At 64.9% G+C, this 23,868-nt stretch carries 20 protein-coding genes; 14 read left to right on the forward strand and 6 right to left on the reverse strand.

The window, feature by feature from the left end:
- Nucleotide 1: 1 nt before the first annotated feature.
- On the forward strand, nt 2–679 hold the full coding sequence (locus tag KF708C_RS15595; RefSeq protein ID WP_059412500.1) for a DUF1028 domain-containing protein: 678 nt from the start codon (nt 2–4) through the stop codon (nt 677–679).
- 107 nt (nt 680–786) lie between these two features.
- On the opposite strand, the gene argC is transcribed toward KF708C_RS15595, so the two are convergent.
- A complete protein-coding gene (gene argC / locus KF708C_RS15600) occupies nt 787–1,716 on the reverse strand; it encodes an N-acetyl-gamma-glutamyl-phosphate reductase (RefSeq protein WP_059412501.1) in 930 nt (309 codons plus the stop codon).
- Nucleotides 1,717–1,845: 129 nt separating this feature from the next.
- Here argC and KF708C_RS15605 point away from each other — a divergent pair, with 129 nt between their 5' ends.
- Complete coding sequence (locus KF708C_RS15605; protein ID WP_020205208.1) at nt 1,846–2,730, forward strand: LysR family transcriptional regulator; 885 nt, start codon at nt 1,846–1,848, stop codon at nt 2,728–2,730.
- A 311-nt stretch (nt 2,731–3,041) separates the two neighbouring features.
- Here KF708C_RS15605 and KF708C_RS15610 read toward each other — a convergent pair whose 3' ends face one another.
- On the reverse strand, nt 3,042–3,977 hold the full coding sequence (locus KF708C_RS15610) for a LysR substrate-binding domain-containing protein (RefSeq protein ID WP_059412502.1): 936 nt from the start codon (nt 3,975–3,977) through the stop codon (nt 3,042–3,044).
- 134 nt (nt 3,978–4,111) lie between these two features.
- On the opposite strand from KF708C_RS15610, the gene KF708C_RS15615 reads away from it, so the two are divergent.
- The 5 genes from KF708C_RS15615 (at nt 4,112) to KF708C_RS15635 (ending at nt 10,706) form a co-directional block, all read left to right on the forward strand.
- Nucleotides 4,112–5,605, forward strand: coding sequence for a lyase family protein (locus tag KF708C_RS15615; RefSeq protein WP_063923015.1), 1,494 nt, complete (start codon nt 4,112–4,114; stop codon nt 5,603–5,605).
- 56 nt (nt 5,606–5,661) lie between these two features.
- Nucleotides 5,662–6,642 carry a Bug family tripartite tricarboxylate transporter substrate binding protein gene (locus tag KF708C_RS15620; RefSeq protein WP_020205205.1) on the forward strand — a complete coding sequence of 327 codons (981 nt, stop codon included), beginning with the start codon at nt 5,662–5,664 and terminating at the stop codon, nt 6,640–6,642.
- 217 nt (nt 6,643–6,859) lie between these two features.
- Nucleotides 6,860–8,218, forward strand: coding sequence for an MmgE/PrpD family protein (locus KF708C_RS15625; protein WP_059412504.1), 1,359 nt, complete (start codon nt 6,860–6,862; stop codon nt 8,216–8,218).
- Nucleotides 8,219–8,355: 137 nt separating this feature from the next.
- Nucleotides 8,356–9,324: a chromate resistance protein ChrB domain-containing protein gene (locus KF708C_RS15630; protein WP_059412505.1), complete on the forward strand. Its 969-nt coding sequence runs from the start codon at nt 8,356–8,358 to the stop codon at nt 9,322–9,324.
- A 167-nt stretch (nt 9,325–9,491) separates the two neighbouring features.
- On the forward strand, nt 9,492–10,706 hold the full coding sequence (locus KF708C_RS15635) for an MFS transporter (RefSeq protein WP_059412616.1): 1,215 nt from the start codon (nt 9,492–9,494) through the stop codon (nt 10,704–10,706).
- Between the two features lie 137 nt (nt 10,707–10,843).
- On the opposite strand, the gene KF708C_RS15640 is transcribed toward KF708C_RS15635, so the two are convergent.
- The 4 genes from KF708C_RS15640 to KF708C_RS15655 all read right to left on the reverse strand — a co-directional run bounded on the left by KF708C_RS15640 (nt 10,844) and on the right by KF708C_RS15655 (nt 17,799).
- Nucleotides 10,844–11,785: a GlxA family transcriptional regulator gene (locus KF708C_RS15640; RefSeq protein ID WP_059412506.1), complete on the reverse strand. Its 942-nt coding sequence runs from the start codon at nt 11,783–11,785 to the stop codon at nt 10,844–10,846.
- 128 nt (nt 11,786–11,913) lie between these two features.
- Nucleotides 11,914–13,326, reverse strand: coding sequence for an efflux transporter outer membrane subunit (locus KF708C_RS15645; protein ID WP_059412507.1), 1,413 nt, complete (start codon nt 13,324–13,326; stop codon nt 11,914–11,916).
- Between the two features lie 9 nt (nt 13,327–13,335).
- A complete protein-coding gene (locus tag KF708C_RS15650) occupies nt 13,336–16,503 on the reverse strand; it encodes an efflux RND transporter permease subunit (RefSeq protein ID WP_059412508.1) in 3,168 nt (1,055 codons plus the stop codon).
- 42 nt (nt 16,504–16,545) lie between these two features.
- On the reverse strand, nt 16,546–17,799 hold the full coding sequence (locus KF708C_RS15655) for an efflux RND transporter periplasmic adaptor subunit (protein ID WP_059412509.1): 1,254 nt from the start codon (nt 17,797–17,799) through the stop codon (nt 16,546–16,548).
- Between the two features lie 218 nt (nt 17,800–18,017).
- Between KF708C_RS15655 and KF708C_RS15660 the strand changes: the two genes are divergently transcribed.
- From KF708C_RS15660 to hxsC, 7 genes are all read left to right on the forward strand, one after another.
- Entirely contained in the window at nt 18,018–18,437 is a 420-nt protein-coding gene (locus KF708C_RS15660; RefSeq protein ID WP_231586493.1) for a DUF3817 domain-containing protein, read from the forward strand.
- A complete protein-coding gene (locus KF708C_RS15665; RefSeq protein WP_059412511.1) occupies nt 18,434–18,850 on the forward strand; it encodes a CopD family protein in 417 nt (138 codons plus the stop codon). The genes KF708C_RS15660 and KF708C_RS15665 overlap by 4 nt, the downstream gene beginning before the upstream one ends.
- 83 nt (nt 18,851–18,933) lie before the next feature.
- Nucleotides 18,934–19,896 (forward strand): GlxA family transcriptional regulator, encoded by a 963-nt coding sequence (locus KF708C_RS15670; RefSeq protein WP_059412617.1) that lies wholly within the window; start codon nt 18,934–18,936, stop codon nt 19,894–19,896.
- 666 nt (nt 19,897–20,562) lie between these two features.
- Nucleotides 20,563–20,835, forward strand: coding sequence for a His-Xaa-Ser repeat protein HxsA2 (hxsA2, locus tag KF708C_RS35680; RefSeq protein ID WP_156173837.1), 273 nt, complete (start codon nt 20,563–20,565; stop codon nt 20,833–20,835).
- A 56-nt stretch (nt 20,836–20,891) separates the two neighbouring features.
- Nucleotides 20,892–21,182 carry a His-Xaa-Ser system protein HxsD gene (gene hxsD / locus KF708C_RS15675; RefSeq protein ID WP_059412512.1) on the forward strand — a complete coding sequence of 97 codons (291 nt, stop codon included), beginning with the start codon at nt 20,892–20,894 and terminating at the stop codon, nt 21,180–21,182.
- Complete coding sequence (gene hxsB / locus KF708C_RS15680) at nt 21,179–22,639, forward strand: His-Xaa-Ser system radical SAM maturase HxsB (protein ID WP_059412513.1); 1,461 nt, start codon at nt 21,179–21,181, stop codon at nt 22,637–22,639. Before hxsD ends, hxsB begins: the two co-directional genes overlap by 4 nt.
- Nucleotides 22,633–23,811: a His-Xaa-Ser system radical SAM maturase HxsC gene (hxsC, locus tag KF708C_RS34580; protein WP_082079582.1), complete on the forward strand. Its 1,179-nt coding sequence runs from the start codon at nt 22,633–22,635 to the stop codon at nt 23,809–23,811. Before hxsB ends, hxsC begins: the two co-directional genes overlap by 7 nt.
- The last annotated feature ends 57 nt before the right edge of the window (nt 23,812–23,868 follow it).

Below are 23,868 nucleotides of genomic sequence, written 5' to 3' on the forward strand. Positions count from 1 at the left end.
CATGACATTTTCCATCGTCGGCCGCTGCCCGCAGACCGGGCAACTCGGTATCGCCATCAGCTCTTCGAGCATCTCCGTCGGCGCGCGCTGCCCCTGGGTACGCGCGGGCGTCGGCGCGGTGGCCACACAGAACGTCACGCTGCCCGCGCTGGGCCCGGAGATCCTGGACCTGCTGGAAACCGGCAAGTTGCCGCCGGCGCAGGCGTTGGACCAGGCGCTGGCCGCCCGTGAGTGGAGCGAGTACCGCCAGGTCGCCGTCATCGACCAGCAGGGAAGGACGGCGTTCTTCACCGGCAAGGAAGCACTGGGCCTGAGCCATGCCGTTGCCGGCCAACAATGCCTCGCCGCCGGCAACATGCTGGCGGACCGGCGGGTGGCCGACGTCATGGTGGCGGCCTTTGAGCAATCCGAGGGCGCCTTGGGCGACCGCCTGCTGCACGCCATGCACGCCGCCGTGAAGGCCGGCGGCGAAGCCGGACCGGTTCATTCGGCCGCGCTCAAGATCGCCGGTACGCAAACCTGGGCGCTGGTGGACCTGCGCGTGGACTGGACCGATGACGATCCAGTCACCGTGCTGGACGCGCTGTGGCGGAGGTATCAGCCGCAGATGCAGGACTACGTGACGCGGGCGCTCAATCCGCTCGCCGCGCCCAGTTACGGCGTGCCGGGCGACGAGTGAGGCGGTGCCGGCGGTGCGCGCCTCGATGGTATCGAGGCGGCTCACGTCGGCCGGCAACAATCGTCGGCATATGGTTGCGGCCGAACGTCAGCTCAGGCCATCGGCCGCTATTGCCGCGTGAGCATCAGGTTCAGGTTCTGCACCGCTGCGCCGGATGCGCCTTTGCCAAGATTGTCGAAAACCGCGGACAGCAGGACGTGCCCGTGTTCCATGTTGGGAAATACGCTCAGGCGCATGTCGCTGGTGCCGTTCAGCGCCTGCGGATCCAGGTGCTTCAGGGCGCGCGATTCGTGCAGCGGCGTGACACTTACGTGGGCCGCCTCGGCATAGTGGCGTGCGAGGCATGCGTGCAACGCGGCGCCATCCACGTCGGGTGCCAGCAGCCGCAGCGTCAGGGGGACCGTCAGCACGATGCCCTGGCGGAACGCCCCAATCGCGGGGACGAAGATGGGACGCTGCGCGAGCCCGGCGTGCTGCTGGATCTCCGGGGTGTGCTTGTGCGCGAGTTCCAGGCCATATACCTGGTATGAAGGCGCGTTGACGGCTCCCGGTCCCTCATATTCCTCCACGCCGGCACGCCCGCCTCCGGAGTAGCCGGACACCGCATGAATGCTGACGGGGTAGTTGCCCGGTATGAGCCCGGCCTGCAACAGGGGGCGCAGCAAGCCGATGGCGCCGGTCGGATAACAACCGGGATTGGTGACCCGACGCGCGTTCGCGATGCGCTCGGCCTGTCCCGGCGCCATTTCCGGAAATCCGTATGTCCAGTCCGGCCGCGTGCGGTGGGCGGAACTGGCGTCGATGACTCTGACGGCGGGATTGACAATGGCGTCCACCGCCTCGCGCGCGGCGGCATCGGGCAAGCAGAGGATGGCGATGTCGCAGGCGTTGATGGCTTGCGCGCGGCGCCGCGGATCTTTGCGTTCCGCGGCGGCAAGCGTGAGCAGTGCGAGGTCGGTCCGGTTGCGCAGCCGTTCGTGGATTTGCAGCCCGGTGGTGCCTTGGTCGCCGTCGATGAAAACAACAGGAGAGCGCATACGGGGAATACTCCGGTGACTGTGGGTTGTGACAAGGAGAACGAGCCCCTATGTTCTCCGGACCGCTAGAATAGAGAAAGTTGAATTTGATAACGTTAATATTCAGTTTTCCTGAATCTGGATGCCGACATGCGAGAGATCAGCCTGGACCGTCTGCGCACGCTGGTCGCCATTGCCGACCGTGGCTCATTTGCCGATGCGGCGCGCGCACTGCACCTGGCGCCGCCCACGGTCAGCCTCCACATCGCCGAACTCGAAGACCGCATTGGGGCGCCGCTCCTGTCACGGAAGCGCGGGCATGTCAGGCCGTCGGCGATAGGCGAGGTGCTGGTGGAGCGCGCGCGCCGGCTGCTGGCCGATGCGGAGCAGGCGTTGGACGATATTCAACGCCAGGTGCAGGGGCTCGAAGGGCGCGTGCGGCTCGGCGCGTCGACCGGCGTGATCGCGCACCTCTTGCCGCAGGCGCTCGAAGCGCTGCGCCAGCACCATCCCGCCATCGACATTCAGATTGCGGTGCTCACTTCGCATGAAACGCTGTCCCGACTGGCGGATGGAACGCTCGATGTCGGGCTGGTCGCACTGCCTCAGCCCCCGGTGGCCGGACTCGTGATAAAGCCCTGGCGCCGCGACCCCGTGATGGCCTTTGTGCCGGCGCACTGGCGGTGCCCGGCCCGCGTCACGCCGGAATGGCTCGCCGCCCAGCCTCTCATTCTCAATGACGCGACCACGCGCCTCTCGCGCCTGACCGCGGAATGGTTCGCGGCCGGAGGGCAGCATCCCGCGCCGCGCATTCAGCTCAACTACAACGACGCGATCAAGAGCCTGGTGGCGGCAGGCTATGGCGCGGCGCTGTTGCCCCATGAGGCCACCACGCCATTGCTCGACGGGCGCATTGTCATGCGTCCGCTGCGCCCGGCGTTGTGGCGCCGGCTCGGTATCGCGCATCGTGCCGGGTACGTTGAGCGTTCCACGCAGCACGTACTCGATGTGTTGTGGGATCTGCGATTGACGTAGGCGTTGCCGTTTGCCGTTGGCTGTTTACTGTTTGCCGCTTCGGTTCGTTCTCGCCGCGACGGCAGCCTTGTTGCACGCCACGACGAACGGATACCGATGAAGACATCCATGAAATCGCGTGGGGCGGAGCAGGCGGCCGCGAGGCTGTTCTGCGACGAAGGGATTCGCGCAACCGTCATCGAGCGGCAGTCGCCACCGCGGGCGTCGTCACGCCGGCGTGCCGCGGTCCGGTCCGTTTCAGGGCTGGCCGGGCGAGAGAAGTCCCGCCGAAGGTCGCGCACGGCACGCGGATGGTGGGAACGAGGTCTGCGCTACGTCGGAATACCGAGTGCCGCGACCAGCGTCGTCCGCCGCACGCGCGGCAGCAGCATCCGGATAAAGTCGAAGGCGAACGGTTTGAGCAAGTGATCCCGTCGAACCATGACCATAGCCGTCGAGGCAGGGAAAATATGCCCGGCTTCGATGCAGCGCAGCCTCGGATCCGGGTCGTCTTCCATCGCCATCTTGTTCAGCGCGGCGATGCCGACGCCTTGCGCCACGTAGGCCTTCATCACGTCCACGTCCATGGCGCGCATCACGATGCGGGGCTGTAGCCCGTGCATCTGGAACGCACGCTGCACCACGGCGCCGGACGTGAATTTCTCGTCGTGCACAATCCACGGCCAGTCGGCCAGATCCCTGATCTTGATCTCGCCCAGTGCCAGCAGCGGGTGCCCCCGCGGCACGACGAGGCAGCGCTCCATCTCGTAGGCGCGAAGCGAAAGGATATCGGGTGCGGCGTTCGACGGCATGGTGCTCAGGCCGATGTCGATGCTGCCGTCGCGCACGCCGGCGTGGATTTCGGGCGGCGTGCCGACCGAGTACTCCAGCTGGACGTGAGGGTAGGTGCGCAGGAAGCGCCCGGTGACGGGCAGCAGCCGGTAGCGCGCATGAACATGCGTGGTGCCCAGGCGGATCGTGCCGCGCGCCTGCCCGCCTTGCCCGTTGTCGCGCAGGCCGCGCAATGCCTGCGAGTCCTGCAGGATGCGGCCCGCAAGCGAATAGGCCTCGCGTCCGGCATCGGTCAGCCCCACCAGCCGATTGCCGCGCCTCGCGAAGACCACGATGCCCAGTTCGTTTTCGAGCGCGCGCACCATCTTGCTCACGCCTGGCTGGGTGGTGAAGAGCGCCTCGGCCGTGCGTGAAACGCTGAAGCCGTTGGCCACGATCTGGCGGATGCAGTGAAGTTGCTGGAAGGTCATCGACATGGCGGCACGGGGAGTCTCGGCACAATGGCCATATTATGCAATGCAGGCAATGATTGATGCCAATTAATTCATTTGACGGCATGAACTGACGGGACGCACATTAGCGGCAACATAACTCCGTTCCATGTGCCTCCATGTCAGCACCATCCGCACCTTCTGCACCGTCCGCACCATCCGCACCTTCCGGCCACGCCAGCGCCGCCTACGCCGTCAAGGACGTCAACGAAGCCTTCCGCGGTGGTGCGCGGGTTCCGGCATTCCTCGGCCAGATCAACCAGGCCTCCCTCGTCATGCTCACCGAGCGCGACGTCATCGGCGCGCAGGATGCCCGCGCGATTGCGCAGGCCATCCTGGCCCTCGAGAACGAAGCGCCAGCCGCACGCCCCTCGGGCGACTATCTCGACTACGAGCGCCGGCTGGCGGCGCTGGCCGGCCCGTCGGCGTCGCTGGTGCATGCCGGCCGCAGCCGGCAGGACATTGCCTCCACGCTCTCGCGCATGAACCTGCGAGCCGACCTGCTCGATGCGCACGCGGGCCTGGGCGACATGCGGCGCGGGCTGCTGAAGTTGGCGGGGGACCACGTGCGCACGGTCATTCCTGCCTACACGCACGGCGTGCAGGCCCAGCCCACGACGCTGGCGCACTACCTGCTGGCCGTCGTCGCCGCGCTGGGCCGGCAGCAACAGCGGCTGGAGCAGGCCTATGCGCGCATCAACCTCAGTCCGCTGGGCGCGGCCGCCCTGGCGGCGTCGAGCTTCCCTGTCGACCGCGAACGCCTGGCCAGCCTGCTGGGCTTTGGCGGCATCGTGCGCAACACCTACGACGCGAACCATCTTGCCTCGGTGGACAGCAGCCTGGAACTGGCATCCGTGCTTGCCAGCTGCGCCGTGCAGATCAGCCAGTTTGCGCAGGACCTGCATTCGCAGTACCTCACGCCTCATCCCTGGCTCACGATGCGCGGGGGCGAACTCATGGGCATCAGCAGCCTGATGCCCCAGAAGCGCAATCCGGCCGCCCTGGAGCAGTTGCGGGCGCAGAGCAGCCTGCTGCTCTGCGAGATGCAGGGGCCGTTCCTCGTCGCCCACAACGTGCGGACCGGCATGTTCGACTACCGCGCCTACGACCCGCTGTCCTCCAAGCGCTTCGTGGCGCTGTTCGCGCTTTTCACGCGGATCGTCGACAGCCTCGTGGTCGACGCGCAGCAGGCCCGCCGCGAGGTGGATGCGGACTATTCCACGGTCACGGAGATTGCCGACGTGCTCATGCAGCAGGCCCGCGTGCCTTTCCGCCTCGGCCACCATTTCGCCTCGCTCCTGACCGATTTCGGCCGCGAACGGCGGCTGCGCCTGGCGGAGATCTCCTACGAACAGGCCTGCGCGCTTTACCGCGAACAGGCCGGCGCGGAACTCCCGATCGACGCCGTGCAGTACAACCAGTGCGTGGATGCCGAGCAGATGATCCTGCGGCGCCGTGGCGCGGGCGGACCCCAGCCAGACGAGGCGATGCGCATGCTGGACGAGGAGCGCGCGGCAGCCGAAGCCGCCGGCGTCTGGAACGCGCAGGCCCGGCAGGCTCTCGCCCGGGCCGGCGACGAACTTCTTGCGCTCACGCGCGCGCGGGCCGGCTGAGCGGCGCCGCTTATCCGAAATCGGAACAATCCAACCAAATAAAACGAAAGGAGACCATGCCAATCCTCAACCTTCGTCCCCTGCGCCGCGCCGCGGTCGCCGTGGCGGCGCTTGTGCTCAGCGCCGCCGCGCACGCGGAGTACCCCGACCACCCCATTCGCCTCGTCCTCCCGTACGCCTCGGGCGGCGGCGCCGACACCGTCGGCCGGCCGATGGCCGTTGCCCTGTCCAAGCAGCTCGGCGCCACGGTCATCGTCGACAACCGGGGCGGAGCGAGCGGCGGCATCGCCATGTCCCTGGTGGCCCACGCCAAGCCGGACGGCTACACGCTGGCGTTGGCCCTGACAGCCCAGGCGGCCATCAACCCGGGACTCGTCAAGCGGCTCTCCTATGATCCCGTCAAGGACTTCGAGCCGATCTCGCTGCTGGCGCAGGCGCCGTACTTTCTGGCCGTCTCGCCGAGCCTCGGCGTCAAGACGCTGCCCGAGTTCATTGCGCTGGTGCGCAAGAATCCCGGCAAGTTCTCCTACGGTTCCTCCGGCACCGGCAGCGGCCTGCACCTGTCGATGGAACTGCTCAAGTCGATGGCCGGGCTGGACATGGAGCACATCCCCTACCAGGGCGCCTCGCCGGCCTATACCGACCTGATGGGTGGGCGCCTGCAAGCCGTGTTCGCCGGCTTCGGCAGCGGCGGCAGTTTCCTGCAGGCAGGCAAGATGGTGGCGCTGGGCGTCACCACCGCCCAGCGCTCTCCCGCGCATCCCGAAGTTCCGACGATCGCCGAGGCCGGCGTGCCGGGGTACCAGTCCTATGTCTGGTACGCCTTGCTGGCGCCCAAGGGCACGCCCCAGCCCATTCTCGACAAGTTGCAGCGCGCCGCCGTCGCGGCGCTGAAGGATCCCGAGGTGCAGAAGCTGTTCATGGTCGACGGCGTGCAGCCGATCGGCTCCTCGCCGCAGGAGCTGTCGGCCTTCATGCGCAAGGAGACGGTCAAGTGGCGGGAAGTCATCCAGCGCGCCGGCATCGAACCGGAATGAGCGCTCGACCTGAATGCCGGGCGAGGCGAAGCGCCGCGTTCCATTCGCGCGCCTCGCATTCCGTCCCGGGCTTCAGGCATTGAAGGCATTGAAGGCGTTGCGGGCAACCCGGGCAACCCGGGGCCATAAGCATTCAAGGCATCGACGCGCGTGGCGCGTCATCCATCCACCTGCCGGCGAGCAGGCTTTTTTCGAACGAAACCAGGAGTACGAATTCATGCACCTTTCAGCCAGCGAGAAGATCGCCGCCTTCGCGGTCGGCTTCGACGCCTCGGCGATTTCCGCCGAGGCCCGCGCCGCCGCAGCACGCGCGCTCTACGACACCATCGCCGTCGCAGTGGGCGGCGCGCATGAGCCCGCGTCCGCGCGGGTGCTGGACTATGCGCGCGGCCAGGGCACCAACGCCGCGCGCATGGCCACGGTCTGGGCCACCGGCGAGCGCCTGCCCGTCGAGATGGCCGCGCTGGTCAATGGCACGATGGGCCACGTGCTCGATTTCGACGACGTCAGCTCCCCGCTGCGCGGCCATCCGAGCGTTGCGATGTTCCCCGCGGTGGTGGCCCTGGGCGAGGGGCTCGGCAGTGCCGGCCGCGCGGTGCTCGACGCCTGCGTGGTGGGCCTGGAGGTGACCGTCCGCATCGCGCGCGCCATCGTGGACGACCAGTACGCCAAGGGTTGGCACTCCACCGTCTCGATCGCCGCCTTCGGCACGACCGCCGCCTGCGCGCGCCTGTTGGGGCTCGACCAGCAGCGCACGATTCATGCGCTGGGCATCCTCGTGTCGCAGATCGCGGGAACCCGGGAGAACTTCGGCACGATGGGCAAGGCCTTCCAGGCGGGACAGGCGAATGCGATCGCGCTCCGGTCCGTGCTGCTGGCCGACGCGGGTCTGGATGCATCGCCCGCGGCGCTGGACGGCAAGCAGGGCTACGCGGTGCTCTATGCCGACGGCCAGGATCTGCACGCGGAGCTCGACCGCCTGGGCGAGCTGCCGTTGGAGATCGAACGTTCGGGGCTCGACATCAAGAAGTATCCGCTGTGCTATGCCACCCACCGGGCGATTCAGGGCATGCTCGACATCCGGCGCGAAACGCCGTTCACGCTCGACGACGTGGAGCGCGTGGACGTGAAGACGAACTACCGCGCCACGGTGCCTCTCATCCACGATCGCCCGCGCACGGGTCTCGAAGCCAAGTTCAGCATGCAGTACGCCATGGCGGCGGCCATTTGCGATGGCGCGGTAAATCTGGCGAGCTTTCGCGACGAGCCGGTTCTGCGGCCCGAGATCCAGGCCTTCTTCGACCGGGTGCACCTGAGCCAGGGCGAACCGCCGACCTTCCCGCGCTGGGCCGAAGTCGCCGTTCACCTGCGCGACGGCCGCCGGCTGGCGATTCGCGTGGAGGCCCTTCGCGGCAGTGCGCAGCTGCCGCTCACCGATGACGAACTGATCGAGAAGGCGACGGATTGCTTCGCCTACGGCCGCAAGGCGCCTGGCGATGCCGGGCGGCTCGGTCAGGCCTGCTTCCACCTGGAAAGGCTGCCGCTGCAGGCCGTGCTGGACTCGCTGCGCGGCTAGGGCCGCCGCGCATCCCCGATGGAGAGCCTCGCGGCGCCCCATGCGCCGCGATAGTCACCTGTCCGGCGCCGGCCAGTTACCTACGTAGAGATCTCTACAACATTGAAGCGCAAGCGATGGCCCGCTAAGCTGGGTGCATGACTGCGCTTCCATTTCCCTCCCAATGGGTGCTGCTGGTTGCCAGCCTGCCCACTTCGGCCGCCACGGCCCGCATGCGCCTCTGGCGCGGCATCAAGGCGCTTGGCGCGGCCGCGCTGCGCGACGGGGCCTATCTGCTGCCCGATCTGGCCGGCGTGCGTGAGCCGTTGCAGGCGCTTGCGTCGGACGCGGCCGGCGAGGATGGCAAGGTCTGGACGCTCTCCGTTCAGGCCACCGACACGCGGCAGGACGCCGAATACCGCGCGCTGTTCGACCGCACCCCCGAATACGCGGACTGGATGGCCGAGCTCTCCGGCGCGCGCGTGACGCTGGCCAACACGGACGAAGCGGCACTGCTGCGCATGGCTCGCCGGTACGGCCGCGGATTCGACGCGATCCGCAGGATCGACTTCTTCCCGAACGAGGCCTCGGTCCGCGCCGAAGCGCGGTGGCGCGATTTCAACGCGGCCATCGACACCATGCTGTCGCCGGGCGAGCCACAGGGCAGGGCGGGCAGCATCCCGAGACGCGACCCAGCCCAATACCAGGGGCGATGCTGGGCAACCCGACGGCACCTCTGGGTGGACCGCGTTGCCTGTGCCTGGCTGATCCGGCGCTTCATCGATCCCCACGCCAGCTTCCTCTGGCTGGAAGACGTTCGCCAGTGCCCGGAGGCGGCGCTGGCGTTCGATTTCGACGGCGCGACATTCGCGCATGTCGGCGACCGGGTTTCCTTCGAGGTGTTGCTCGCCAGCTTCGGGCTGGACGAGGACAAAGGACTGGCACGCCTCGGCCAGATGGTTCACGTGCTGGACATCGGCGGCACGCCGGTTGCGGAAGCGAGCGGTTTCGAAGCGATGGTGGCGGGCGCGCGCGAGCGCCTGCCCGACGACGACGCGCTGCTGACGGAGGCCGGTCATGTCCTCGACTCGCTCTACACGCACTTTTCCAGCGCTCGCAAGCGCTAGCCCGTTGCTTGTTCCCCGTTCCCCGTTCCCGGATTGCCGGGCTTCTTTCCACTCAGGACCGGACCGGACTGGCAGCCTGTCCGCTGCCGCATCATCGAGCCACAGGAGATCATCATGATCCATGAGAACACCATGACAACCGAGGCCGCCGACCAGTGAATCGCACCATGCTCTCCGGCCTCGTGCTGCCGTCCGGTGCCGACGCAAGCGTCATGCCGCTTCTTGCCGGGCGGGCGCTGCGTGGCTTCTGCGACGGTTTCGTGGCGGTGCTGTTGCCGGCGTACCTGCTGGCGCTCGGCTTCGACCAGCTCGCCGTCGGGCTGATCAGCAGCGTCACGCTGATCGGCTCCGCGACTGCCACCATTCTGGTCGGACTCATCGGGAACCGCTTTGCGCAACGTCGCCTGCTGATCGGGGCGGCAGTCATGATGGCCGCAACCGGGGCGGCCTTTGCGGGCCTGTCGTCGCTCTGGCCGCTGTTGATCGTTGCCTTCGTCGGCACGCTGAACCCGAGCTCGGGCGATGTCAGCGTGTTCCTGCCGCTGGAGCAGGCACGGCTGGCGGAATCCGCGAAGCCCGAGGCGCGCACGGCATTGTTTGCGCGCTACGGCCTTGCGGGCTCGCTGTCCGCCGCATTCGGGGCGCTGGCCGCGGCCGTGCCGGGCTGGCTCGCCAGGCATGCCGGCCTGTCGTTCCTGGATGCCATGCGCCTGATGTTCGTCGTCTACGCCCTGACCGGCATTGCGCTCTGGGCGCTCTACGCGAGGCTGCCCGCACCCCATCCGCACTCGACGTCGACGGCCGCGCCGCTGGGACCATCGCGTCGGATCGTCATCCGGCTCGCGATGCTGTTCAGCGTGGATGCGTTTGCGAGCGGCCTGGTCGTCAATGCCTTGCTGTCGCTCTGGCTGATGCAGCGTTTCGGGATGTCGCCCGGCGCGGCGGGCCAGTTCTTCTTCTGGGCCGGATTGCTGACCACGGCGTCACAGCTCGCCGCCGTTCCGCTGGCCCGAAAGATCGGGTTGCTGAACACGATGGTGTTTACGCACATTCCATCCAGCGCGTTCCTGATCGCCGCCGCGTTTGCACCGTCGTTGCCGCTGGCGTTGCTGTTGCTGCTGGCGCGCAGCGCGCTGTCTCAAATGGATGTGCCAACGCGCACCGCCTTTGTGATGGCGGTGGTCACCCCCGCCGAGCGGGCAGCGGCGGCAAGCCTGACCGCGGTGCCGCGCAGCCTCGCCGCCGCGATCAGCCCGGTGCTTGCCGGCGGACTCATGGCAATGGGCTGGGCCGGCGCCCCGTTGCTGGCCTGCGGCGTATTGAAGATCGGCTATGACCTGGCCATCCTGGCCGCATTCCGGCGTGTCAGGCCGCTGAACTGAGCGGACGCCGGGGTGGAGTTTTCCTCGGTATTGCAATCGCGCGGGGTACGTTGCGCGTTCCACGTAACACGTACCCGATGTGTTGCGGGATCCGCGACTGACACAGGCATGGCCATGCGCGCCGCTTGCAGGCCACCCTACGATTGCCTGAACCGCCGTCGATAGGCGGACGGCGTGAGCCCCACCACCCGCTGGAACCGTGCGCGGAACGTGACCGGGGAATCGAAACCCGATGCCGAAGCCACCTGATCGACCGAGGCTTCGCTGGTCTCCAGAAGCTCCTGCGCGCGGCGAACCCGTTGTGTGATCAGCCACTGAATGGGCGTGGTCCCCGTCTGGTCGCGAAACCGGCGCGCAAGGGTCCTCGGTGTCATCCTGGCCTTTGCCGCAAGCGCCGTCACGTCGATCGGCTTGTGGAGATTTTTCAGCATCCAATCGAAGAGGGGGGAAAGGCTTGTCGTCGTATCGGCAACGGGCTGCCGGATAAACGGCGCCTGTCCGCCGTCCCTGTGAAGCGGCGCCACCGCGAGCCGTGCCGCCTGCACGGCGGCGGCCTGTCCATAGTCGCGCCCGACCAGGTGCAGGCACATGTCGAGACCGGCCGAGCTTCCCGCGGACGTGACGATGTCCCCCTCGTCGACAAACAGAACGCCGGTGTCCACCTCCAGCGCGGGGTAGCGGTGCGAGAGCTCGTCCGCGGCCGCCCAATGGGTCGTCACGCGATGGCCGTCCAGCAGTCCCGCTTCGGCAAGCACAAAGGCGCCGGTGCAAATCGAAGCCAGTTGCGCGCCGCTTTCGCGCGCGGCCTTCAGCGTTCGGCAGGCGCCGGCGGAAACCCGCCGCTCGATATCGTCGACACCCGGAACGATCACGAGATCCGCGTCCAGCGCATCTTCCAGCCGCCCGGGCGCCCGGATATCAAAATGCCCGCCGGCGTCCACGCGCGCCGACTCGCCGCACACCAGTACACGATAGCCAGGCTTGCCGTTCGCAAGCACGACCCGCGAAAACACATCGCAGGCAATACCGAGGTCGAACGGCACCACGCCCTGGAGGGCAAGCACGGCGACGGTTTTCAATCACATCTCCTTGGTCATGGCGGCGATCCATGGTGACAATCGGGCAACGCAGACCGCATTCTAGCGCGCGTGTCGGAAATCAATCGGTCCTGGTCATTCCTGCCAGGCACGGCATCGCCGTCATGCATTCAACCGGGAGATGCCCAGCCACCGCCCAACGCCCTGAACAGATCCACCTGCGCGTTGGCAATGCGGCCTTCGGCATCGGCGAGCTGCGCTTGCGCATCGGCAAAGGTCCGTTCGGCATCGAGCAGGGCAAGGCTGTCGCTGCGTCCCTCCCGCTGCTGGGCCCGGACGATGCGCGCGGCGCGGTCCGCCTGCTCCCGGGCCGCGTCGAGCGCGGCGCGCTGGTCAAGCGCGCGGGCGTAGTTCGACAGCGCCGTTTCCGTCTCGGCCAGCGCTTGCAGCACGCTGCCGTCGAAGGTGGCAAGCGCGCCATCGCTATCCGCCCTGGCGGCGGCGATGCGCGCGCGGATCCGCTCCTGGTTCGGGAAGGACCAGGAGATCGACGGCCCCGCCAGCCATCGCAGGGGACCGGCGCCGAAGAGATCGCCAAAGCCGAATCCGGTCGATCCGATCGACGCGCCGAGCGAGATCCGCGGATACAGATCGGCCGTGGCGACGCCAATTCGCGCGGTAGCGGCAGCGAGCCGTCTCTCCGCGGCGCGGACATCCGGCCGCCGGGCAAGCATCGCCTTCCCGTCACCGACGGGAATCGGCACCTCGATGGCCGGCGGCGTATCGGCCGTGGCCGCGGCGGCGGGCAGATCCCTGGGGGCACGGCCGGTCAGGACAGCGAGCCGGAAAAGGGCGGCCTGCCGCTCGGCGGCAATCGCCGGGATGCTCGAACGCCGCTGCTCCCGCAAGGCGGCCATTCTGGCCGTATCCAGCGGCGTGGCCAGCCCGGCCCGTTCGCGGCCGCCCGTCACCCGCAGCGAGCGATCCAGCAACTCGACGATGCGACGGGCGACGGCGAGCCGCCGGGCTGCGCTGGCGGCATTGAGGTAGGCCCGCGTGGTGTCCGCGACGATCGCCACCCTGACGGCATCCCGGTCCGCCTGCGCGGCTTCGAAGTCGCCGCGGGCCGATTCCAGGCTTCGTCTCACCCTGCCGAAAAGGTCGACTTCATAGGCCACGCCGAAGCCCGCGTCGACGAGCGTGTTCTCCCGGTCCAGTCCGGGAAGCGTCTGGACGGCGGCCTGTCTCTGGCGATTCGCCGTGGCATCGAGTCCGGTGCCCGGATAAAGATCCGCGCCGGCGTCGCGCAACATCGCGCGCGCCCGCTCCAGACGCGCGACGGCCACCCGCACGTCGGTGTTCGCGCCCAGCGCGTCCTGAATCAACTGATCGAGTATCGGGTCCCGATACAGGCGCCACCAGTCGTCATGCGCGGGCCTGTCATCGTAAAGGGCCGGCTCCGCGCTGGCGGCGAAGGTGCCGGTGGCGGAATCCGTCAGGGTGGGCGCCACATAGTCGGGACCCACGGCGCAGGCGCTCAAGGCCAGCGCAAGAATGGAAAGCGGCAGCGTAAGTATTCTCATCGGTGCACCTCAATCAGCATGCTGCAACCGGGCCGGCGCCGCCGGCCGGCGGCGCCGCGACAGCCGCGCGCCAAGGGCGCGGCAGACCACGTAAAAGGTAGGCGTGTAGAGCAGCCCAAAGCCCGTCACTCCCAGCATGCCGAAGAACACGGCGGTCCCGAGCGCCTGCCGGAGCTCGGCGCCCGCGCCCTTGGCGATCAGCAAGGGCACCGCCCCCAGAATGAAGGCAAAGCTCGTCATCAGGATTGGCCGCAAACGGGTCTGCGCGGCGCGCACTGCCGCCGCGACGGGCGTCAGGCCGTCCTGCTCCTCCGCCTGCTTGGCGAACTCCACCACCAGGATCGCATTCTTGGCGGCAAGCGCAATCAGCACCACAAGTCCGATCTGGGTCAGGACGTTGTTGTCCATGCCCCGGAGATTGATGCCGATCATTGCCGCGAGCAGGCACATCGGCACGATGAGGATGATCGCCAGCGGGAGCGTGACGCTCTCGTACTGGGCAGCCAGGACGAGGAACACCAGCACCACGGCCAGCGCGAACACCAGCACGGCGGTGTTGCCGGCGATCTTCTGCTGATACGCGATACCCGTCCATTCACTGCCATAGCCGGCCGGAAGCGTGTCGGCGGCAAGCCGTTCCATGGTCGCCAGCGAGTGCCCCGTGGAGGAACCGGGCGCGGTGTCGCCGTCCACTTCGACCGCCGGAAAGAGGTTGTACCGAACCACGCGATACGGCCCCGTTTCGTCATGGAAGGTGGCAACCGACCCCACCGGCACCATCGCCCCGCTCGACGAGCGCGTCTTCAGGTTGGCAATGTCGGCCGTGTTGCCGCGATGAGACTGGTCAGCCTGCGCGGTCACCCGGAAGGTCCTGCCCAGCAGGTTGAAGTCATTGACGTAGGCCGACCCGAGATAGACCTGGAGCGCCTCGAAGACGCGCTCCGCCGGGACACCAAGTATCTCGGCCTTGCGGCGGTCGATGTCCGCGAAGATCCGCGGCGTCAGCGTATTGAAGAACGTGTACACCTGGGACAGGCCCGGTGCCGCGTTGGCCTTGGCAATCAGCTTTCCCGCCTCGCCGCCCAGTTCCTGGTACCCGTGGCCGCTGCGGTCCTGCACCATCATCCTGTAGCCGCCCGCGGAACCGATGCCATCGATCAGGGGAGGGGGGATGACCATGACGCGCGCGCCGTCGATATCCGCGGTGGCCTTGCGCGCCTCGTCCAGAATGGAGTTCGCGGAACGGTCGCGCTCCTCGAACGGCTTGAGGGGGATGAATGCGGTGGCCGAGTTGGGCGAATTGGTATTGGATGCGGCGTCATAACCGGGAAGCATGATCGTGCCCCTGACACCCTCGATCGCGAGCAGGCGCCTGGAAACGTCCTGAAGCACGGCGTCGGTCCGTGCAAGAGACGCGCCCGGCGGCAATTGCACCACGGTAATCAGATAGCTCTGGTCCTGCGCGGGAATGAAGCCTGTCGGCGTCACCCAGAACAGCGCGACCGTCGCCAGAATAAGGCCGCAATACGACAGCATCACCCTCCTGGGCCGGGCTACCAGCCACGCCGTCAGTTTCCCGTAGGCGGCGCTGAACGCATCGAAGCGCCGATTGAACGCGTCGCCCGCCCGGTGCGCCGCGCGCAGGACCGGATGCCCGGCGTCCTTCGCGTCGTGCGCGCGCAGAAGCTGCGCCGCGAGGGCGGGCGACAGCGTGAGCGAGAGAATCAGCGAAATGATGGTGGCGCCGGATATCGTCAGCGCGAACTGCTTGTAGAACGCCCCGGACAGTCCGGTGAGGAACAGCGTCGGAATGAACACCGCGCACAGGACCAGCACGATGGCCACCAAGGCCGCCGATACCTCATCCATCGATTTGCGTGCCGCGTCGAGCGGACCCAGCCCCAACCCGAGGTTGCGCTCGACGTTCTCGACGACCACGATGGCGTCGTCCACCACGATCCCGATCGCCAGGACCAGGCCGAATAGCGACAGGCTGTTGAGACTGTAGCCGGCAACGGCAAGAAGCGCGAAGGTGCCGACCAGCGAAACCGGAATGGCGACGACCGGAATGATCGCCGCCCGCCAGCGCTGCAGGAACAGGAAGATGACCAGCACCACGAGCACCGCGGCCTCCAGCAGCGTCTGGCGGACCGCGGCGGTGGACTGGGCGATGAACTTCGTGGAGTTCCACATGATGCGGTACTCCAGCCCGTGCGGAAACGACTTTGCGGTCTCCCGCATGACGCGCTCGACGGTTTCGCCCGTCTCGAGCGCGTTCGTGCCCGGTCGCTGGAAGATGCCGATCATGATCGACGGCTTGCCGGACAGGTACGCGTTGGTGCCGTAGTCGGCCGCCCCCAGTTCGACGCGCGCCACATCGCGCACCCGGACCTGCCGGCCGTCCTTGTCGGTACGGACGATCACGTCGGCGAACTGTTCCGGATCGGAGAATCGGCCCTGCGTCCGGACATTCAGCTGGAAGGCATCGGCGGACGCGTTGGGCGGCTGGCCCAGCGCGCCGGCGGCGACCTGCACGTTCTGGGCACGAAGCGCCGCGACCACTTCGCCGGCGGTCAGGTTCAGCGATGCCGCCCGGTCCGGGTCGATCCATACCCGCATGGCAAATTCCCGGCTGCCAAAAATGATGGCGTCGCCAACGCCGTCGATCCGGCTCAGCCGGTCGCGTACCTGGGTGAGTGCGTAGTTCGAAATGTAGTCCTGATCGAAGGTGCCGTCCGGCGAGACCAGGTTCACCGCCATCAGCGCACTCGGCGCGGTCTTGCGGGTGGTCACGCCGAGGCGCTGCACCTCTTCGGGCAAGCGCGGCGTCGCGGTGGCGACCCGGTTCTGCACCAGCATCTGCGCCGCATCGAGGTTGGTCCCGACCTTGAACGTCACCGAGATCGCAACCTTGCCGTCGCCGGTGGACTGGCTGGAGATGTACAGCATGTTGTCGACGCCGTTGATCTCCTGTTCGATCGGCGCGGCGACCGTCTCGGCAACCGTCTCGGCCGACGCGCCGGGATAGGTGGCGGACACCACGACGGTCGGCGGAATGATGTCGGGGTACTGCGATACCGGCAGTCGGAAGTAGGCAATGGCGCCCACGATGGTAATCACGACCGCCAGGACTGCGGCGAAAATCGGCCGTGTGATGAAGAAGCGCGACAGGCGCATGGAGTGCTTTCCTTAAGGAGGAGATGCCGCCGGGGCCTTGCCCTAGGAGGCAAAGGTGGCCTCGCCGGCGGTCGCCGGCGTGAGCGAGCGATTCAGGGGCGCCGCGGGCTTGATGCTTCCCGGCCTGGTCAGCACCTTGCTGCCGGGGACCGCCATCTGCACGCCACCGACGACGACGTTGTCATTCGGCGCCAGGCCCGAGCGCACGATGCGAAGGCCGTCGACCACCGGGCCCAGCGCCACCGGCTTCGCTTCGACGGTGCCGTCCTTCGATACGGTCAGCACAACCTTGCGCGCCTGATCGGTCTGTATGGCGGCGTCGGGGACCAGCAGCGCCGTCGTGGCGCCGCCGCTGGCCAGGCGCATGTTGCCGAACATGCCGGGCGCGAGGAACAGTCCGGGATTGTCCACGACGGCGCGCAGCCTGATGGTGCCCGACCGCGGATCCAGGCCGTTGTCGGTAAAGTCGAGCGCGCCGCGCCAGCGATAGTCGGCTTCGTCCTGAAGGCGGACCTCGATTGCGGACATTTTCGCGCCGCCTTGCTTCGCGCGCAGTGCCTTGAGATAGAGCGCCTCCGACGCATCGAATACGAAATAGATGGGATCCAGCGCGTTGACGGTGGTCAGGAGCGTCCCGCTTCCGCCCTCTCCGGTCGCGACCAGATTGCCCGGGTCGACGCGCCGGTATGAAACCCTTCCGGCAATCGGAGCGCGGACTTCGGTGAATTCGAGATCCAGTGATCTGGCGTCGGCCCGGGCCTGCGCACCCGCCACGGCGGCAATGCCGGCCTGCACCCTTGCGTGGAGGCGGTCCAGCTCGCTTTTCGAAACAGCGTCTTCGCCGACCAGATTGTCTGCCCGCTGCGCATCGGCACGGGCCAGCGCAAGTTCGCTGCGCGCGCTTGCCAGGCTCGCGCCGGCTTCGGCGAGGGCCGCCGCGAATGGCCTGCGGTCAATGGTAAACAGCAACTCGCCCCGACGAACGGTCGCGCCATCGGCGAAGTGGACAGCGGTGATCTGGCCCGATACGCGCGGCCGGATTTCTACCGTGCGGCTGGGCTCGAAGCGGCCGACGTAGGTATCCCATTCGTTCACCTGCCGTGAGAGTGGCGCCGATATCGACACCATCGGCGGCGTCATCGCCGCGTTGGCGACGGGCGTTTTGCGAGCGAAGACAAAGAGTCCGACGCCGACGATTGCCACGGCGATGCCCGCGATCGCCGCCGGGCGCAACACGGCCGGACGCGGCCTGGAACGCGACGCGGCGCGTTCGTTGAGTTTGGTCTGAGTGTTCATCCGATCACCGGTCGCTGGTTGTCAAGTCGAGCGGCATTTTCGCCAACGCCTCCTGATGGCGAAAGGACGAACTTCCCTCGTTTCTGGCCGCGCCAGGTTGTCAGCCGATGTTTGGCAGAAAACAATCATAATTCGTCGTTTCTGCCACTCACGCCGGTGCCCGCGCCCGGGATATAAAACGAGGGTTTCGATCTTCCAGACACCAGGAGCCATTCCTCATGGAACCGCAGTCCCCGCGCACCGGCCTGGCAGGCCGCGCCTCTCGACGTGGCCAGGAACCGGATTTTCCCGGCGAGCCGAATCATGCCGAGGCAGTGACGCAACGGCGGGCACAACTTCGCCGGCTCGAGTTCGCATCGGTGATCGAGGGCACCACGCTCATTCTTCTTGCCGGCGTCGCCGTTCCACTGAAGCACCTCGGCGGCTGGCCCGTCGGTGTGCAGGTCCTGGGGCCGCTGCATGGCCTCGCGTTGCTGATCTATCTGTGGATCGCCATGCAAGCCGTCGCCGAAGCCGGCTGGTCGCGCAGCGACGTGATCCGCGTGTTTCTGGTTGCCGTCCTGCCGTTCGGCGGATTCTTCAATGCGGCTTTCATCTCGCGCAAGATCGCCGGCCTCGGGGAGGAGCCGTCCCGATGAGTCTCGTTGCGCCATACCCCTGGCTCAAGGCACTGCACGTGGTGTCCGCGCTGATCTTCGCCGCTGGCGTGATGACCGTGGCGGCATTCCTGTGGGCAGCGGCCAGATCCGGCCAGGACGTCGCGAGGATCTCGGCGGCCTTGCGCAGATGGGACAGGGCGGTCACGACGCCGGCGATGCTCCTGGTCTTGGTGCTCGGCTTTCTGCTTGCCAGGTCCGGAGGCTGGTTTGGCGCCCCGTGGCTGCATGTCAAGCTCGCCCTTGCTCTCCTGCTCGCGGCCGCGCACGGCATGCAGTCCGCAAGACTTCGCCGCCTCGCCGGCGGGGCCGCCGCAAGACCTTGGCGGGCGAGCCCGTTGCTCCTGGCGGGGTTCGCCGGCATCGCAATGCTCGCCGTGCTGAAGCCATTTTGACTCGTGCGAGAGAACAGCATCCGGCCCGACGGGCATCGCGCCACGGCTGTCCTCTCCCGCCTCTCCCGACGTTCGACATGTGCATGAGCATCGATCCCGCGCTGGCAATTCGGCACATCGGGTTCTTCGTGTACCCAGGCTTCCAGATTCAAGACCTGAGCGGCCCGCTCGCGGCCTTCGAGCTGGCCGAGCTGGACGCCGGCATCAAAGCATACCGGTGTCACGTCGTCTCCCAGGCCGGCGGCGAGATCGCAAGCTCCGGCGGTCTGAAGGTCATTACCGATTCGATCCCTTCGACACTCGATACCTTGCTGGTCGTCGGTGGCGAGATATCGGACGACCCCGCGGGGCTGCCGGCAATCACCGGGCACCTTGCCGCCGCCCAGGAAAACGGCACACGGCGCATCGGAAGCGTCTGCACCGGCGCGTTCATACTTGCCAAGGCTGGCTTGCTCGACGGTCGTTGCGCAACCACGCACTGGAAGCACTCGCGCCAGCTGCAGCGCATGTTTCCGAAAGCCAGGGTGCAGTCAGACCGCATCTTCGCGAAAGACGGGCATATCTGGACGTCGGCTGGCGTGACCGCAGGGATTGACCTGGCGCTGGCGCTGATCGAAGAAGACCTCGGCCATGCGGCCTCGCATGCCGTAGCCCGGGCGCTGGTCGTGTACCACCGCCGGCCAGGCGGCCAGTCCCAGTTCTCTGCCCTGGCCGACATGGAGCCGGAGTCCGACAGGATTCGGGAGGTACTGACGTATATGCGCGAGCATCTGAACGAGCCGCTCTCCACCGAGACACTGGCTTCCGTCGCATGCCTCAGTCCCCGGCAGTTCGGGCGAACATTCCTGGCCGAAACTGGCGAGACGCCCGCAAAGGCCGTCGAGCGGCTGCGCGTCGAGGTAGCACGCCAGAGAGTGGAGCGGGGCGCCGAGCCGATCGAGCGGATCGCCTACTCGGTCGGATTTGCCGATCCCGAGCGGATGCGCAGGGCGTTCATACGGGTCACGGGCCACCCGCCGCAGAGTCTTCGCCGGATGGCTGCCTGAAGGGCGCAATAGGGCAAAAAACAGATGCCTGGGATGAGAATTTTCGGCCTTCATTCACTTGTCGTATCCTGGATACCCAAGTTTCCAGTCTGCCGATCCATGTGAAGACTATTGGTCTGCCTGACAGACGCTTCTTGGGGCAATGAAGAAGGTGGGCGGGCGTTGAGCTTCGCTTGATATTTTGCGTTTTAAGTGCGATTCGATCGAGGCCTTCCGGCCAGGAAGCGATGCTCGCCCGGTGGCGACAAATGGCTAAAACTTTGCGCCTTTCGGTCGGCCGATCCGTTTGCTGTCGACTAACCTTCCCATGAAGATCCCCAGCCTACGACACGGTTTTCGAGCCTAATATTGACGAGATTAGCTGTCCGGTATGTTTGTTGCTGCAGTGCACACGACTGCTGCCACGTCAAAGGTTACTCTTGGAATGGAAAGCGGGCAATCACGCATTCTCGTGGCCGCTCAGGTCGCCGCCCCCACAACGAGGGGGCTTTCGTGTGCTTTAACGTACGCACCGCGAAGCGCGCAGTGGATGTATACTCGCAAAACTCAATGGTAATTTTTTGTAACGTCGTGCTACATTCAGGACAAAGTTCGGGCGCGCGTTCTAGGTTGGAGTGCTGCTGCAGTAGGGGAAAATTCACATCAACATTCAGGGGAACGGTCAAAATGAAAGGATTTCTCAAAGCATTCGCGGCAGTGGCCGCTGGATTTGCCGCTCAAAATGCTCCGGCTATGCAAGTTCCTACGCAGGATTCTTCCGCGCAAAGCTCGGTTGCCCCGTCCGACATTGCGACTAAGGAGCGAGTTGCGGTTCGTACTCAGGGCGGTGACGCATTCAGCTTTGTGCTGAAACGCAATGCCGAAGAAGGCAACTTGATGGCTTATCACCAGTCGCATGCATCTCACGCGTCCCATGCATCCCACTACTCCGGCCGCTAATAGGTTGCCAGGATGTTAGTACCGGCTCCTTTGGGAGCCTTTTTTTTGAGCCAACGATGACACTACGCCTGGAACTGGACCCCGCCATCTATCGTCTGGAGGCTGTTCAGAAGGCAGCCTATCGGTTCATTGATCGCCTCACCATCTTGATATCCCAAAGCGGGGATAAGCTAATTTGCGAAATCGATTCGGTAAAGCCTGGAAGCGCCGCATTGGACGACATATTGGCTAACTTCAAGCGGGAGTTGCTTGACCAGCAACTGCGTCTTCAAATCAAAGAAGAGACAGAGCCCGCCCGGAACCTCATCCTGGCATACGCTTTTTCGCGCACGGGACTCCAAGGATGAGCAAGTTCCAGCCATTGGAAAGCTACTTGGACCGTTCTGGCACGTATCATCTCCTGCCTTTCCGGTTCGAGCCGCTGGACGGTGAGGAGGTGGTTCTCACCAACACGGTTGGTGAGTTTACCTTCTTGACTCGCGAAAAGCTCAATGACTTGGTCCATCATCGCCTGAAGCCTTCAGACAGTGACTACACCGCTCTGCGGTCGCGGCACTTTATTAGGGAAGATGGAGACGAGGCGAGTCTAGAATTGCTCGCGCTAAAGACTCGTACCAAACTCAGTAAGCTTGCGAACTTTACGAACTTGCATCTGTTCGTTGTCTCATTGCGCTGCGATCATAGCTGTCAGTATTGTCAAGTATCTCGCCAGTCAGAAGACAAAGATGCCTTCGACATGACGCGTGAGACCGCGGACAATGCCCTGGAGCTAGTCTTCCGTTCACCCAACCCGGCCATCAAAATTGAGTTCCAGGGCGGTGAACCCTTGCTTAATTTCGATTTAATTCGATATGTGGTTGAGAAAGCTGAGCGACGTGGCCACGTTGAAGGTCGCGACCTCGAGTTCGTTATTACGACGACTCTAGCACTCGCGACGGATGAAATCCTCGAGTACTGCCGAGACCACTACATTTATCTATCTTCATCGTTGGATGGTCCGGAAGACTTGCACAACAAGAATCGCGCGCGCCCAGGGCGTGATAGTCATGCACGGTTTGTCGCAGGGCTTCAGCGGGCGAGGGATATTGTCGGATACGACTCCGTATCGGCGCTTATGACAACGTCTCCAGCAAGCCTAAATCGCGTCAGAGACATCGTCGACGAGTACGTCAAGCATGGCTTCAGCGGCATCTTCCTGCGACACTTGTCTCCCTATGGTTTTGCCATGAAGACAAAGAGCTTCCAGGCCTACAACGCCGAGCGATGGTTGCAGTTTTACAAAGAAGGGTTGGACTACATCTTGGAACTCAACAAGGCTGGCCTGCCATTTACCGAGTATTACTCCAGCCTCATTCTGACCAAGATGTTGACGTCGAGTGATCCTGGGTTTGTTGATTTGATGAATCCGGCAGGTGCAGGTATCGCTGCGGTGGTGTTCAATTACGATGGTGAAGTATATGCGTCGGACGAAAGCCGCATGCTTCGCGAAATGGGAGATACGACGTTCCGACTTGGAAACGTATACGAGAACACCTACGAGCAGATCTTTACAAATGACGCTCTTCTCAGCGCGCTGGAGGACTCATTTACGGGTTCTGCACCAATGTGCAGCGATTGCGCCTTTGAGCCGTGGTGCGGAGCTGAACCGGTGTTTCATCATGCGATGTATGGCGATGTCTTGGGTCGAAAACCAGAATCCGAATTTTGCAGACGCATGATGGGCGTGACAAAGCACTTGTTGGACATCATGCGTCGAGATGCTGAAGCGAAAGAAATCTTTATGCGGTGGGTGAACCGATGCTAACTCTCACAGGGCGCGTCATCTGGCAGGAAAAACGTACCGCTCAGCGCCAAGTATTTAGTCTGAGCACAAATCGTACGCTTCCTCAACCGCTGCGCGGAGGCAAAGCTTTCCTAGCCAAAGGCTCGGGGCCGATACCAGTGGGATTTGCACACTACTTGGCTTTCAACTCTCGGCCTGAAGCACTCGAGGACGGGATGCCATGTATTTTGCTAGGCGACGAATTTCGGTACCTGGATGATGATGATGTCATCGCTCTGAGCAGCGATGGCCGAGTTCGCTCGCTGTACCGCGCAAGTTCCAACCACAACAGCCTCCTGCTCACAGAGCAGTGCAACAACTATTGTTTGATGTGCTCGCAGCCGCCCAAGCGAGTAGATGACAGTTGGCTTCTGCACGAAGCCAAAGAAACCGTTCGCGTTATCCCGCGAGAAACACGCAATCTGGGCATTACCGGCGGTGAACCAACACTCTATGGCGACGAATTTATTGGCTTACTCTATCACATCAAGAATTGGCTGCCGCATACCTCGCTGCATATCCTGTCTAACGGACGGACATTTGCAGACGCACAATTTTCGGAGAAGTATGCCGCTGTCAACCATCCCGATATGATGGTCGGCATACCAGTCTACTCGGCCGATCCAGCTCGCCATGACTACGTTGTGCAAGCCAGGGGCGCGTTCGACGAAACCATCCGCGGCATCCTCAACCTCAAACGCTTGAATCAGAAAGTCGAGATTCGCATCGTGCTCCACAAGCAAACCTGTCAAGGCTTGCCGGAACTGGCCGAATTCATTGCACGCAATCTGCTGTTTGTCGATCATGTCGCACTGATGGCGCTGGAGATGACAGGCTTCACACGAGCAAATCTAGATGCGCTCTGGATCGACCCTATCGAATACAAATCGGAACTGAGCAAGGCCGTGAAGATCTTGAGGAGCTATGGCCTCAAGACTTCCGTGTATAACCATCCGCTGTGCCTTGTGAATCGTGACGTCGAGACTTCCTACGTCAAGTCCATCTCTGACTGGAAAAACGAGTATGCGACAGAATGTGAACCTTGTGTCAGGAAGTCGGACTGTGGTGGTTTCTTCTCGTCTGGTATTCGACATGGTTACAGCAAATCTATCCAGCCATTCCTCAGCGTGATGAGTGGTACTGAAAGGTCCTGACCTAGTGCAGGATTAGCCCAGCCGTGCACGTCTAGCAGCGGAAATCCCTCAAACACT

It is taken from the genome of Cupriavidus basilensis (assembly GCF_000876015.1).
In the GTDB taxonomy this organism is placed as follows: Bacteria; Pseudomonadota; Gammaproteobacteria; order Burkholderiales; family Burkholderiaceae; genus Cupriavidus; species Cupriavidus basilensis_B.